Raw genomic sequence first — 12,431 nt, 5'->3', positions numbered from 1 at the left:
TTTTTCTTGCGATCAGCTCAGGGTCACCCGCGCGAACTTGCGCTTGCCGACCTGCACCACGTAGCTGCCCGCGGGCAGCTTCAGGCCCTTGTCGGACACCACGACCGAATCGATGCGCACGCCGCCGCCGTCGATCAGGCGGTTGCCCTCGCCCGACGACGACGCCAGGTTGGCCTGCTTGAGCAGCTGGCCAATGCCCAGCGGGGCGCCGCCGAGCGCCACCTCGGGAATCTCGTCGGGCACGCCGCCCTTGCTGCGGTTGATGAAGTCCTGCTCCGCCGCATCGGCCGCCGCCGCGCTGTGGAAGCGCGCAGTGATTTCCTTGGCCAGCGCCACCTTGGCGTCCTTCGGGTTGCGGCCGGCCGCGATCTCGGCCTTCAGCGCCTCGATCTGCGCCACCGACTGGAAGCTCAGCAGCGTGTACCAGCGCCACATCAGCGTGTCGGAGATCGACAGCACCTTGGCGAACATGCTGTTGGCGTCTTCGCTGATGCCGATGTAGTTGCCCTTGCTCTTGGACATCTTCTCGACGCCGTCGAGCCCTTCGAGCAGCGGCATAGTAAGTATGCACTGCGGCTCCTGACCGTATTCCTGCTGGAGATGGCGCCCGACGAGCAGGTTGAACTTCTGGTCGGTGCCGCCCAGCTCGAGGTCGCTTTCGAGCGCCACCGAGTCGTAGCCCTGCATCAGCGGGTACAGGAACTCGTGCACCGAGATCGACTGGCCGGCCTTGAAGCGCTTGTTGAAGTCGTCGCGCTCCATCATGCGCGCCACCGTGTACTTGGCCGCCAGCTGGATCATGCCGCGCGCGCCCAACGGGTCGCTCCACTCCGAGTTGTAGCGGATCTCGGTCTTCGATTCGTCCAGCACCAGCTTGGCCTGGGCGAAGTAGGTCTCGGCGTTGGCGCGGATCTGCTCGGCCGTGAGCGGCGGGCGGGTGCTGTTGCGGCCCGAGGGGTCGCCGATCAGGGAAGTGAAGTCGCCGATCAGGAAGATCACGCGGTGCCCCAGGTCCTGGAGCTGGCGCATCTTGTTGAGCACCACCGTGTGTCCGATATGAATATCCGGTGCGGTCGGGTCCAGGCCCAGCTTGATGCGCAGCGGCTTGCCGCTGGCTTCCGCCTTCTGGAGCTTCTTGACCCACTCGTCCTGCGGCAGCAGCTCGTCAGCGCCTCGGAGGGATATTTCGAGGGCTTGTCTTACACCATCGGAGAGGCTGGTGGATGTAACAGATTCGGCGTTCATGGGCTTTTTTGGCGGTTTTTCCGGTGGCCGAAGCTATACTCAGCCCGACTTTTCAAGCGCCGGATTCTAAGCGGCGCTTTTTTTCCGCACCGTCTCCTGCCGCCCTGAACGCACTGGGCCTTGCAGCACGGACCTGCAGAACCTGAGTTGGAATCCACAGTTTGATCAACGGCATTCTCGCCGCCGAGGAGCTTCTCGCTTCCCGCGTGGCCTACACATTCCGGACGTACCCCAAGCAGATCACCGCAGCGATCGCTGCGATGCTGCTCAGCGCCGGCACCCTTGCGGTCGCCTCGCTCGGTCCCGACGCGTCCGACCTCCCCATCCAGCAAGTGCTCGAAGCCACCGCGCCGGTGTCTTTCGCCGACCAGTCGGCGTCGCTCGAGAACTTCAGCTTCACGCTGTTCCGCACCGACGTCTCGCGCTCCAGCGACACGGCCGAGGCGCTGATGAAGCGCCTGGGCATTTCCGACCCCGCCGCCACCGCCTTCGTGCGTGGCAACGCCGAGGCGCGCATGGCGCTGTTCGCGCGCGTGGGCCGCACCGTGACGGCCGAAGCCACACAGGAAAACCAGCTGCAAAAGCTCAGCGCCCGCTGGATTCCCGACGCCGACGGCGGCTTCAAGCGTTTCGTCGTCGAGCGCACGCCCACCGGTTTTGTCGCCCGCACCGAGCGCGACATGCTGACGCCGGGCACGCGCCTGGCCAGCGGCACCATCCGCAGCTCGCTGTTCGCCGCCACCGACGACTCGCGCATTCCCGACGCCGTGGCGAGCCAGCTGGCCGACATCTTCGCGGGCGACGTCGACGTGCGCTCGCTGCGCAAGGGCGACCGCTTCGCCGTGGTCTACGAGACCTTCGAAGCCGACGGCCAGGCGCTGCGCAGCGGCCGCGTGCTCTCGGCCGAGTTCGAGAACAACGGCAAGGTCCACCAGGCCGTCTGGTTCCAGCCCCCGGGCGCGGGCCAGAAGGGCAGCTACTACCGCCCGAACGGCGACAGCCTGCGCAAGGCCTACTTGGCCTCGCCGGTGGAGTTCTCGCGCGTGTCCAGCGGTTTCGCGATGCGCATGCACCCGATTTTGAACAGCTGGCGTCAGCACAACGGCATCGACTACGCGGCGCCCACGGGCACCGCGGTGCGCACGGTCGGTGATGGCACGGTCGATTTCGCCGGCACGCAAAGCGGCTACGGCAACATCGTCATCATCAACCACCGCAACAACCAGCAGACCGCCTACGCCCACCTGAGCCGCATCAACGTGAAGGCCGGCGAGAGCGTGAGCCAGGGCCAGACCATCGGCGCCGTCGGCTCCACCGGCTGGGCCACCGGCCCGCACCTGCACTTCGAATACCGCGTCGGCGGGGCCTACCAGGACCCGACCACGATCGCGCAAGAAGGCGGCGCCCCGATCACCGCGGCCCTGCGTCCGGCCTTCGAACGCATCGCCGTGGGCGCCCGCACCGAGCTGGCCGCCGCCTTCTCGGTGATCCAGGCCAGCGCCGACTGAGCCTCGCGCCCCAAGGCATGGCCGCCGCACCGCAGCCGCCGCAGCAACGCTTCATCGGCCTGATGTCGGGCACCTCGCTCGACGGGGTCGACGGTGTCATCGCCGATTTCTCCGACGACGGCCACCTCGCGGTGATCGGCCACGCCAGCGCCGACTTTCCCGCCCCGCTGCGCGCCGAGCTGCTGGCGCTCAACACCCCCGGCGACAACGAACTGCACCGCGCGGCCCTGGCCGGCAACGGCCTGGCACGGGTGTATGCCGACGTGGTCGCGCAGCTGCTTGCCAACACCGACACCGCCCCGCAAGCCGTCACCGCCATCGGCGCCCACGGCCAGACCGTGCGCCACCGGCCGCTCGAGTTCGACGGCACGGGCTACACGCTGCAGGTCAACAACCCCTCGCTGCTGGCCGAGCTGAGCGGCATCGACGTGGTCGCCGACTTCCGCAGCCGCGACCTCGCGGCCGGCGGCCAGGGCGCCCCGCTGGTGCCGGCCTTCCACCAGGCGCTGTTCGCCCGGCCCGACGCGCCCGTTGCCGTGCTGAACCTCGGCGGCATCTCCAACCTGAGCCTGCTGCCCGCCACGAGCGCGCCGGCGGGCACCGCGCCCCTGCTGGGCTTCGATTGCGGCCCCGCCAACGCGCTGATGGACCACTGGTGCCAGCGCCACCTCGGCCAGCCCTTCGACCGGGGCGGCCACTGGGCGGCCAGCGGGCGCGTGCTGCCCGAGCTGCTCGCCCGGCTACAGGCCGAGCCGTACTTCGCCAAGGCGCCGCCGAAGAGCACGGGGCGCGATTTATTCCATCCGGACTGGCTGGCCGGCCACCTGGTCACGGCCACCTGGGCGCCTGTCGATGTGCAGGCCACGCTGGCCGAACTGACCGCCGGCACCTGCGCGGCAGCACTGCGAAGCTATCAAAAAGAGAGCGCCTTGCTGATCGTCTGCGGCGGCGGTGCGCTCAACGACCACCTCATGGCCCGCCTGCGCGCCCTGCTGCCCGGCGTGCAGGTGCAGGCATCGTCGGAACACGGCCTGCCGCCCCAGCAGGTCGAGGCAGCCGCCTTCGCGTGGCTGGCCCGGCGCACCGTCCGGCGCGAACCCGGCAACCTCGCGAGCGTGACCGGCGCGCGCGGGGCGCGGGTGCTCGGCGCGATCTACCCCACCTGAATTGCGTCAGCCCTGGCCGGAGACCTCCGGCTGCGCAGGCTGCGCCGCCCGCACTTCTGCGGGCAAATGCCAGAAGATCAGCGCCGAAGCCACCGTGATGAGCCCCATGGTCGCAAACGTGGCCTGAAACGCATCGAGCGTCTGCACCGCCGTCGTGGTACCGAAAACGCCGTTGTAGCCCGCCAGCACCGCGCCGGCGGCGGCCACGCCCAGGCTCATCGCCAGCATCTGCACCATCGACAGCAGGCTGTTGCCGCTGCTGGCCATGCTGCCGTCGAGGTCCTTCAGGGTGATCGTGTTCATGGCCGTGAACTGCAGCGAGTTGACCGCGCCGAACACCAGCAGCTGCAGCAGGTGCAGCGCCACCGGCTGCCCCGGCGCCGTGAGGCCGAAGCTGGCCATGGTGCAGCCGACCAGCACCGTGTTGGCGACCAGCACGCGGCGGTAGCCGTGGCGCGTGATCAGCGGCGTGGCAAAGCGCTTCATGGCCATGCCGGCCAGCGCGACCGGCAGCATCATCAGCCCGGCGCGCACCGGCGAATAGCCCATCGACACCTGCAGCAGCAGCGGCACCAGGAACGGCATGCAGCTGCTGCCCAGTCGCGAGAACAGGTTGCCCAGCAGGCCGATGCTCAGCGTCGGAATGCCGAACAGCGCGGGCGAGAACAGCGGTTCGGGTGTGCGCGCCGCGCGCAGCCAGTAGGCGACCACGGCGGCGAAACCGAAGATCAGCACGGCCATCACCCCGCCCTGGCGCAGCCCGAGCCCTGACACGCCATCGACCGCCAGCGAGATCGCCACCATGCCGAAGGCCAGCAGCGCGTAGCCCACGCCGTCGAAGCGCTTCTGGAGCGCGCCGCGCAGGTCCGGCATGTAGCGCAGCGTGGCGATGCAGCCCGCCAGCCCCACCGGCACGTTGATCAGGAAGATCCAGTGCCAGGAGGCGTACTGCACCAGCCAGCCACCCAGCGTGGGCCCCAGCAGCGGCCCGATGAGCCCCGGAATGGCCACGAAGCTCATCGCCTGCAGGAACTCGCCGCGCGGCACCGTGCGCAGCAGCGCCAGGCGCCCCACAGGCAGCAGCAGCGCCCCGCCCAGACCCTGCACCACCCGCGCCGCCACGAGCTGTCCCAGCCCCTGCGAGAGCGCGCACAGCACCGAGCCGGCCGCGAACAGCACGATGGCGCAGAAGAAGACGCGCCGCGTGCCGAAGCGGTCGGCGATCCAGCCCGAGGCCGGGATCAGCATCGCCATCGTGAGGGCGTAGGCCACCACCACCGACTGCATGCGCAGCGGGCTCTCGCCCAGGCTGGCGGCCATCGCGGGCAGCGCCGTGTTGATGATGGTGGCGTCCAGCGTCTGCATGAAGAAGCCCACGGCCACGAGCCACAGCAGGCTCTTGCGGGCGGGATCGACGGAAACGGCGGTGTCGGGGCTCATCGGGAAGGCGTGGACTCAGCAGGAAAACGACAGGCAGCAAAAAGCCGCCCGGAGGCGGCTTTTTCGAGGGGGCTGGTCAGCAGCATCCAGGCATCAGGCCGAGAAGCTGGAACCGCAGCCGCAGGTGCTGGTGGCGTTCGGGTTCTTGATGACGAACTGGGCGCCCTGCAGGTCTTCCTTGTAGTCGATCTCGGCGCCGAGCAGGTACTGGTAGCTCATGGCGTCGATCAGCAGCGACACACCGTTCTTGGTCATGGTGGTGTCGTCTTCGTTGGTGATCTCGTCGAAGGTGAAACCGTACTGGAAGCCCGAGCACCCGCCACCCTGCACGAACACGCGCAGCTTCAGGTCGGGATTGCCCTCTTCGGCGATCAGGTCGGCGACCTTGGCGGCCGCGCTGTCGGTGAAGACGATCGGCTCGGGCATCTGGGTCTGGATGTTTTCGGCAACAGCGCTCATGGGGTGAAACTCCTTGGGGGGCCGCTTGGGCGGCCAATGGGACGGATGCTACTGCAATGCCGCATTTTCGGCAGGCCGACTGTGGCGAGCACCCATCGCAAGTGGGGTCGGGCGCCGCATCCACCAGGGGCACCTGGGGGACGCGGCCACGAAAAAGCCGCCCGAGGGCGGCTTCTTGTCTCGCAACGAGCAGGGATCAGCGCTTGCTGAACTGCTTGCGGCGACGGGCGGAGTGCAGACCGACCTTCTTACGCTCGACTTCACGTGCGTCACGCGTCACGAAGCCGGCTTGGCTCAGGACGGGCTTCAGCGAAGCGTCGTAGTCGATCAGGGCACGGGTGATGCCGTGGCGCGTGGCGCCGGCTTGACCCGATTCGCCGCCGCCGTTCACGTTGACCATCACGTCGAAAGCTTCGAGGTTGTTGGTCAGCGCCAGGGGCTGCTTGGCGATCATGATCGAGGTTTCACGGCCGAAGAACGCTTGGATGTCCTTGCCGTTGACCGTGATCTTGCCGGTGCCTTTTTTCAGAAACACGCGGGCGACGCTGGATTTGCGACGGCCGGTGCCATTGTTCCATTCACCAATCATTCTCAAGGCTCCTTACAGTTCCAGCACTTTGGGCTGTTGGGCGGTATGCGGGTGCTCAGCACCACCGTACACCTTGAGTTTCTTGATCATCGCGTAACCAAGCGGGCCCTTGGGCAGCATGCCCTTGACAGCCTTTTCCAGGGCGCGGCCCGGGAACTTGTTCTGCATGTCGCGGAAGTTCGTCGCCGTGATACCGCCCGGGTAGCCCGAGTGACGGTAGTACACCTTGTCGATCGACTTGGCGCCGGTGACGCGCAGTTGCGCGGCGTTGATGATGACGATGTAGTCACCGGTATCGACGTGAGGCGTGTAAATGGCCTTGTGTTTGCCGCGCAAACGGAGAGCAACTTCGCTGGCTACTCGTCCGAGGACCTTGTCGGTCGCGTCAATCACAAACCACTCGTGCGTCACGTCAGCGGGCTTGGCGCTGAACGTTTTGGTCATGAGTTTTTCTCTTGAAAGAGGGTTTGGTGAGCCCTTTTCCACGGTCGGCGTTCCTCTGATGGGAATCTCTTAGGTGGGTTTTCACGCCTTCCGCCCAATGAAAGGACAGCTGGCATGCCTTCGCCGCGGGGCTACAAAAACGCTGCGAAGCCCGCGATTATATGAAGAAATGGCCAAACGGCCAATTTTCGGGCTTCCGGGGGCCTCAGCGCTGGATGCGGACCAGCTCCAGGCTCTCGTTGGCCCCCGAGGAGACCCCGCGCTGGTATTCGCCCTCGAAACGGACGACCCGGCCCAGCTCGGGGCTGTACCAGGCGGCGCCCCGAAAGCGCGTGCTGGCGCCGGTCAGCGGCAAGCTGGTGGTGCTGGAGGCGAAGATCCAGCCCTCGTAGCCGATGCGCATCACGTTCAGCTCCACCCCGTCCACGCGCATCGCGTGCTCGCCGCCCACCGAGGCGGTGAGTTCATGCCGCAGCCGGTCGCCGGTGGTCGTCACGTAGTCGAGCTGCCAGCGCATGCCGGGCTGGATGTCGTCCTTGCGCAATGCCCAGCCGCCCGGCGGCGACGCGGTGTCGAACAGGCCGCCGGCCGGCGACGTGATGGAGACCACCTGCCCGTTGGTCTTCTCGATCCGGCTGCCGGCATTGAACGACACCTCGTCGCCGCTGACCCGGTCCACCCGGTAGATCACCGGCGCCCGGTTGCCCGTCAGCCGGTCCGTGCGCACGTACTCGAGCGCGTCGCCGGCGCGCAGCGGCTCGGTCAGCGGGATGCCCGCCCCACCGGCGTCGGCCACCCGTCGGGCGGCAGCGCCCGCAGGCTCCCGGGCCCGCGCCGCCAGCTGCGCCTGGGCGCGGGCCGGCAGTTCCGCCAGGAACTCGGCCGGCATCGCGAAATTCAGGTTGCCGCCGTCGCGGGCGGCGAAGGTGGTGATGCCCAGAAGGCGGCCGTCGCTGTCGAACAGCCCGCCGCCGCTCGACCCGGGCGCGATCGCCGCCGTGGTCTGCAGCAGCCGCGCCTCCCCGTCGCCGCCGCGCAGGCCCGACAACAGGCCTTCGCTGAGCGTGTTTTCCAACCCGCGCGGGTTGCCGATGGCGTACACGCGCTGCCCCACCCGCGCGGTGCCAGCAGGCGCCAGCGCCACCGGCGGCGCCGTGAAGTTGGCGACCTTGATCTGGCACAGGTCGCGCCCCGGGTCCGGGTATTCGAGCGTGGCGCCGTAGGTGACGTTGTCGCGCTTGACCACGAAATTGCTGGCCTTGGCGAGCACGTGGCAGTTGGTGACGAGGCGGCCGGGCGCGATCACCACGGCGCTGCCGGCGCGCAGCGGGCGCTCCTGCGCGTCGAAGGTGCGCACGGCCCAGACGCTGCCGGTCAGCTTGGCGAACAGGGCGTCAGGCTCCAGCGCGGCGGCGGGGCCGGCAGCCAGCAGGGCGCCCGCGGCGCACAGCCACGGCGCGGCGTTCTTCCAGATCGGCTTCACGGCTTGGCGGGCAGCAGGCCGCGCAGGTCGTCCATCGAGACGCGGGCGTCGGGCGCGGCGGACGGCGCTGCAGGCGCGGGGCGCACCGGAGCGGCCGGTGCGACCGCCACGGGAGGAGAAGGAGGAGGCGGAGACGCCACCACGGCCGGCGCGGGCGCAAGCACAGGCGCCGCAGCCGTCTTCGGCGCCGGCGCTGCCGCCATCTCGGTCGTACCGATCTTCATGCCAGTCGTCGCCTCGTCGCCGGTCTGCGCGCTGCGGTCGAAACTGCGCACCTCGCCGAAGATCAGCTGGATCCAGCTCGGGTAGTTGAAGCCCGCGCCGGTGCCGGTGTCGATCGCCACGCCGACCAGGCCGCCGATCATCACGTTGCCGACCAGGCCCACGTTGACACGCGAAATCGCCTGGCCGCGGGCCGGCGGCAGGCCGGACTGGGTGCATTCGATGTTCAGGTTCTCGCCCGAGCGCCGCACGGGCAGGGTCAGGCCGGAGCGCACCACCGCATCATTGCGGTCGTTGGAGACCCGGCAGCGGGCGCCGTCGACCACCTTGCCCTCGGGCGACAGGGTCTCGACCTTCACGTTCTGCGTGGTGCCGTGGGTCACGGAAGCGCAGCCCGTCAAAATAGACAAAACACCCGCGCCGACGCACAGGCCCCAAAATCGCCATCCGGCTCCTCGCATTGCTGCCCCTCGTTGTGTTTTGTAAATCAATGTAGCGCCGCGCGAGTCTAGCGCTCCCCTTTCCACTTTTTCAGGCCTCATTCCATGTTCAGTTACCGCCACGCGTTCCATGCCGGCAACCACGCCGACGTGCTCAAGCACACGGTCCTGATTGCCACCCTCGACCACCTGCTTGAAAAAGACGCCGCGCTGACCGTCGTCGACACCCACGCCGGCGCCGGCCTGTACCGGCTCGACGGCGACTACGCCGGCACCAGCGGCGAAGCGGCCGACGGCGTGCTGCGCTTCTTCCCCGCGCCGACAAAAGCGGCCGAAACGCCCGCGCCAGCCACGAAAACGGCTGGCAAGAAAGCGGCAGCCCCCGCCGAGGAAAAGCCGGTTGCCGAAGCCATCGCCCGCTACCTGAGCGTGATCCACGACTTCAACCCCAAGGGCGGCGCCCGCGTCTACCCTGGCTCGCCGTTCATCGTGCAGCACCTGCTGCGCGACCACGACAAGCTCAAGCTGTTCGAGCTGCACCCGACCGATTCGCGCACGCTTGGCGCCAACATCGCGCAGCTCGAAGCCGGCCGGCAGATCGCCGTGTTGACCGAAGACGGCTTCGGCAGCGCCACCAAGTTCCTGCCGCCGCCTTCGCGCCGCGCACTGGTGCTGATGGACCCGAGCTACGAAATGAAGACCGACTACGGCCGTGTGCTCGACTTCGCGGCCGAGGCGCTCAAGCGTTTCGCCACGGGCACGTATGCCGTCTGGTACCCGATCATTCCGCGCCCCGAGGCGCACGACCTGCCGCGCCGCCTGAAGACGATGGCGACCAAGGCCGGCAAGCCGTGGCTGCACGCCACGCTGACGGTCAAGTCGAGCAAGATCACGAAGGACGCCGCCTCGGGCGAAACGCAGCGCCCGGGCCTGCCGGCCAGCGGCATGTTCCTGATCAACCCGCCCTACACGCTGAAGGCGCAACTGGCCGAGGCGCTGCCCCAGCTGGCCGAGCGGCTGGCCCAGGACCGCAACGCCGCCTACTCGCTCGAGAGCGGCGGCTGAGGCCGGCCGCTCAGCGGCGCTTGCGCGGCGGCACGATCACCCGCTTGCGCGCAGGGGCCGGTGCACGCACGCGCGAGGTCGGCGCCTCCGGCACGACCTGCAGCTCGCCCCCCGCCACGGCCTCGCCGCCGCAGCGCATGCCCTCGCGGTCGATGACCGACAGCGCCACCTGCTTGATGCCCATGCTCGTGAGACCGATGCGGTCGGCCGCGGCGCGGCTCAGGTCGATGATGCGGCCCGGCGTGAAGGGCCCGCGGTCGTTGACGCGCACCAGCACCTCGCTGCCGTTGACCAGGCTGCGCACGCACACGCGGGTGTTGAAGGGCAGCGTCTTGTGGGCCGCCGTCATGGCGCCCATGTCGAAGCGCTCGCCGTTGGCGGTCTTGCGCTGGTGGAACTGGATGCCGTACCACGACGCGCCACCACGCTCGAAGATCTCGCGCGGCTCATCGCCGGGCACGCCATCGTCCAGCGACTCGCCGGTGCCGGACACCGCGAGGTCGTAGCGCACCGACGGCACGGCCGAGCGCGGGGCGGCGCCGGGCGGCACGGCCAGGCCGCGTCCCAGCGGCTGCAGCCGCTTGCCGGACGCCGCCGGCGCGGCGGCGGTGTCCGCGTCTTTCTCCTGCGTGGCAGGCGGCATGGTGCACCCTGCGAGCACGCAGGAGACCGCGACGGCGACCGCGCGCAGCCCTCTCAATCCAGGCGCTCCAGGATCGCCAGCGTGGCCGCCGACTGGTTCATCGTGTAGAAGTGGATCGCGGGTGCACCGCCTTCTTGCAGGCGCGCGCACAGGTCGGTCACCACGTCCAGGCCGAAGGCCTTGATGGAGGCCGTGTCGTCGCCGAAGCCCTGCAGCCGCAGGCGGATCCAGCGCGGAATCTCGGCGCCGCAGGCGTCCGAGAAACGCATGAGCTGCGTCGAGCTCGTGATGGGCATGATGCCCGGCACGATCGGCGTGTCGAGCCCCAGCTTGCGCGCGTCGTCGACGAAGCGGAAGTAGGCCTCGGGGCTGAAGAAATACTGCGTGATAGCCGAGTCGGCCCCCGCCTTCATCTTGGTGGCGAAGGCTTGCAGGTCGGCTTCGGGCGAGCGCGCCTGCGGATGCACTTCGGGGTAGCAGGCCACCTCGATGTGGAAGTCGCGGCCGGTCTCCTCGCGGATGAAGGCGACGAGGTCGCTCGCGTACTGGAACTCGCCACCGATGCCGTAGCCGCTGGGCAGGTCGCCGCGCAGCGCCACCAGGCGCTTCACGCCCATGGCCTTCAGCTCGGCCAGCTGCTCGCGCACGGTGGCGCGCGTGGCGCCGATGCACGAGAAGTGGCTGGCGGCGTCCACGCCTTCGGCCAGGATCTCCTGCACCGCACCGAAGGTGCCCTGGTGCGTGGAGCCGCCCGCGCCGTAGGTGACGGAGCAGAACTGCGGCTTGCGCGCATACAGCTGCTGGCGCACGGCGCGCAGCTTGACCGCGCCTTCGGGCGTCTTGGTCGGGAAGAATTCAAAACTCAGCGGAAGGCGCACCTGCGTCTCCTTAGGAACCGTCGCCCGCCTTGGCAGCAGCACGAACGGCGTGAATGAAAAACTCGCGGTTGCCGTCGCCCCCGGCGATCGGGCTGTCGAACCAGCGCAGCACCTTCAGCTCGAGCGCCGCGCAGGCGTCGTGCAGGCGCTTCTCGACCACAGCGTACATCGCCTCGTCGCGCACGATGCCGCCCTTGCCGACCTGGCCGGGCTGCAGCTCGAACTGCGGCTTGACCAGCATCAGCAACTGGCCGTCGTCGGCCAGGAACTGCACCACGGCCGGCAGCACCAGCGTGAGCGAGATGAACGACAGGTCGCCGACGATGAGATCGAAGCGCGGCTCGGCCGGGGCGTCGACGACTTCGAGCGCCTCGCCAGCTTCTGCGTCTTCTTCATCGTCCACCTGCAGGTCAGCCGGCGACAGCGCCCGCGCATTGACGCCTTCGATGGCGACCACGCGTTCGTCCTCGCGCATGCGCGCATGCAACTGCCCGTGGCCGACGTCGACGCCCACCACCTTGGCAGCGCCATGCTGCAACAGGCAGTCGGTGAAGCCGCCGGTCGACTGGCCGACGTCCAGGCAGAGCTTGCCGGTCGGGTCCACGCCGCTGGTCTTCAGCGCGCCTTCGAGCTTGAGGCCGCCGCGCGACACGTAGCGCGCCTCGGCGGCGTCGGCGAGCTCGAGCTCGGCCGACTCGGGCACTTCGTCCTTGTTCTTGGCGACGTTGCGCCACGCGTCGCCCGTGCCCGCGTCACGCCAGCGCATGCCGCCGGCGATGAGCCGGACCGCTTGCGAACGTGACGCGGCCAGGCCGCGCTCCACCAACAGTTGATCGGCGCGCACGCGGA

General features: G+C 68.8%; 13 protein-coding genes. 3 read left to right on the top strand and 10 right to left on the bottom strand.

Annotated elements, in window-relative coordinates:
* Positions 1–12: 12 nt before the first annotated feature.
* On the bottom strand, positions 13–1,245 hold the full coding sequence (gene tyrS / locus AC07OX_RS21640) for a tyrosine--tRNA ligase (protein WP_495262449.1): 1,233 nt from the start codon (positions 1,243–1,245) through the stop codon (positions 13–15).
* A gap of 161 nt (positions 1,246–1,406) precedes the next feature.
* Here tyrS and AC07OX_RS21635 point away from each other — a divergent pair, with 161 nt between their 5' ends.
* Positions 1,407–2,753 (top strand): M23 family metallopeptidase, encoded by a 1,347-nt coding sequence (locus AC07OX_RS21635; protein ID WP_062479224.1) that lies wholly within the window; start codon positions 1,407–1,409, stop codon positions 2,751–2,753.
* Between the two features lie 17 nt (positions 2,754–2,770).
* Positions 2,771–3,919, top strand: coding sequence for an anhydro-N-acetylmuramic acid kinase (locus AC07OX_RS21630; RefSeq protein WP_495262450.1), 1,149 nt, complete (start codon positions 2,771–2,773; stop codon positions 3,917–3,919).
* A 6-nt stretch (positions 3,920–3,925) separates the two neighbouring features.
* On the opposite strand, the gene mdtD is transcribed toward AC07OX_RS21630, so the two are convergent.
* The 6 genes from mdtD to AC07OX_RS21600 all read right to left on the bottom strand — a co-directional run bounded on the left by mdtD (position 3,926) and on the right by AC07OX_RS21600 (position 8,939).
* The gene (gene mdtD / locus AC07OX_RS21625) at positions 3,926–5,359 is read right to left on the bottom strand and encodes a multidrug transporter subunit MdtD (RefSeq protein ID WP_495262451.1); all 1,434 of its coding nucleotides are present in this window, start codon (positions 5,357–5,359) and stop codon (positions 3,926–3,928) included.
* A 93-nt stretch (positions 5,360–5,452) separates the two neighbouring features.
* Entirely contained in the window at positions 5,453–5,818 is a 366-nt protein-coding gene (gene erpA, locus AC07OX_RS21620) for an iron-sulfur cluster insertion protein ErpA (protein ID WP_056577477.1), read from the bottom strand.
* A 196-nt stretch (positions 5,819–6,014) separates the two neighbouring features.
* Positions 6,015–6,407, bottom strand: coding sequence for a 30S ribosomal protein S9 (gene rpsI, locus AC07OX_RS21615; RefSeq protein WP_062479216.1), 393 nt, complete (start codon positions 6,405–6,407; stop codon positions 6,015–6,017).
* Positions 6,408–6,419: 12 nt separating this feature from the next.
* The gene (gene rplM / locus AC07OX_RS21610; protein ID WP_056577471.1) at positions 6,420–6,851 is read right to left on the bottom strand and encodes a 50S ribosomal protein L13; all 432 of its coding nucleotides are present in this window, start codon (positions 6,849–6,851) and stop codon (positions 6,420–6,422) included.
* A 205-nt stretch (positions 6,852–7,056) separates the two neighbouring features.
* Positions 7,057–8,334 (bottom strand): S1C family serine protease, encoded by a 1,278-nt coding sequence (locus AC07OX_RS21605; protein ID WP_495262452.1) that lies wholly within the window; start codon positions 8,332–8,334, stop codon positions 7,057–7,059.
* The gene (locus tag AC07OX_RS21600) at positions 8,331–8,939 is read right to left on the bottom strand and encodes a hypothetical protein (RefSeq protein ID WP_495262453.1); all 609 of its coding nucleotides are present in this window, start codon (positions 8,937–8,939) and stop codon (positions 8,331–8,333) included. The genes AC07OX_RS21605 and AC07OX_RS21600 overlap by 4 nt, the downstream gene beginning before the upstream one ends.
* 162 nt (positions 8,940–9,101) lie before the next feature.
* Between AC07OX_RS21600 and AC07OX_RS21595 the strand changes: the two genes are divergently transcribed.
* Positions 9,102–10,061, top strand: coding sequence for a 23S rRNA (adenine(2030)-N(6))-methyltransferase RlmJ (locus tag AC07OX_RS21595; RefSeq protein ID WP_495262454.1), 960 nt, complete (start codon positions 9,102–9,104; stop codon positions 10,059–10,061).
* Between the two features lie 10 nt (positions 10,062–10,071).
* Here the strand turns inward: AC07OX_RS21595 and AC07OX_RS21590 are convergent, their stop codons facing one another.
* Genes AC07OX_RS21590 through AC07OX_RS21580 form a run of 3 tightly spaced genes read right to left on the bottom strand, consistent with a single transcriptional unit; the run spans position 10,072 to position 12,426 of the window.
* Positions 10,072–10,704, bottom strand: coding sequence for a septal ring lytic transglycosylase RlpA family protein (locus tag AC07OX_RS21590; RefSeq protein ID WP_495262455.1), 633 nt, complete (start codon positions 10,702–10,704; stop codon positions 10,072–10,074).
* Between the two features lie 53 nt (positions 10,705–10,757).
* The gene (metF, locus tag AC07OX_RS21585) at positions 10,758–11,582 is read right to left on the bottom strand and encodes a methylenetetrahydrofolate reductase [NAD(P)H] (protein ID WP_070062884.1); all 825 of its coding nucleotides are present in this window, start codon (positions 11,580–11,582) and stop codon (positions 10,758–10,760) included.
* A 10-nt stretch (positions 11,583–11,592) separates the two neighbouring features.
* Complete coding sequence (locus tag AC07OX_RS21580; RefSeq protein ID WP_495262456.1) at positions 11,593–12,426, bottom strand: TlyA family RNA methyltransferase; 834 nt, start codon at positions 12,424–12,426, stop codon at positions 11,593–11,595.
* Positions 12,427–12,431: the final 5 nt, after the last annotated feature.

The organism is Variovorax sp. GW821-FHT09D07 (genome assembly GCF_059416345.1).
Note: the sequence above shows the minus strand (reverse complement) of the source record. Positions and strands in the feature narration are given on the sequence as shown.

What these genes read in the sequence shown, in the direction of transcription:
- tyrS (WP_495262449.1), bottom strand. Translation starts at nt 1,245, where the DNA reads ATGAACGCCGAATCTGTTACATCCACCAGCCTCTCCGATGGTGTAAGA.
- AC07OX_RS21630 (WP_495262450.1), top strand. Translation starts at nt 2,771, where the DNA reads ATGGCCGCCGCACCGCAGCCGCCGCAGCAACGCTTCATCGGCCTGATG.
- mdtD (WP_495262451.1), bottom strand. Translation starts at nt 5,359, where the DNA reads ATGAGCCCCGACACCGCCGTTTCCGTCGATCCCGCCCGCAAGAGCCTG.
- erpA (WP_056577477.1), bottom strand. Translation starts at nt 5,818, where the DNA reads ATGAGCGCTGTTGCCGAAAACATCCAGACCCAGATGCCCGAGCCGATC.
- rpsI (WP_062479216.1), bottom strand. Translation starts at nt 6,407, where the DNA reads ATGATTGGTGAATGGAACAATGGCACCGGCCGTCGCAAATCCAGCGTC.
- rplM (WP_056577471.1), bottom strand. Translation starts at nt 6,851, where the DNA reads ATGACCAAAACGTTCAGCGCCAAGCCCGCTGACGTGACGCACGAGTGG.
- AC07OX_RS21595 (WP_495262454.1), top strand. Translation starts at nt 9,102, where the DNA reads ATGTTCAGTTACCGCCACGCGTTCCATGCCGGCAACCACGCCGACGTG.
- AC07OX_RS21590 (WP_495262455.1), bottom strand. Translation starts at nt 10,704, where the DNA reads ATGCCGCCTGCCACGCAGGAGAAAGACGCGGACACCGCCGCCGCGCCG.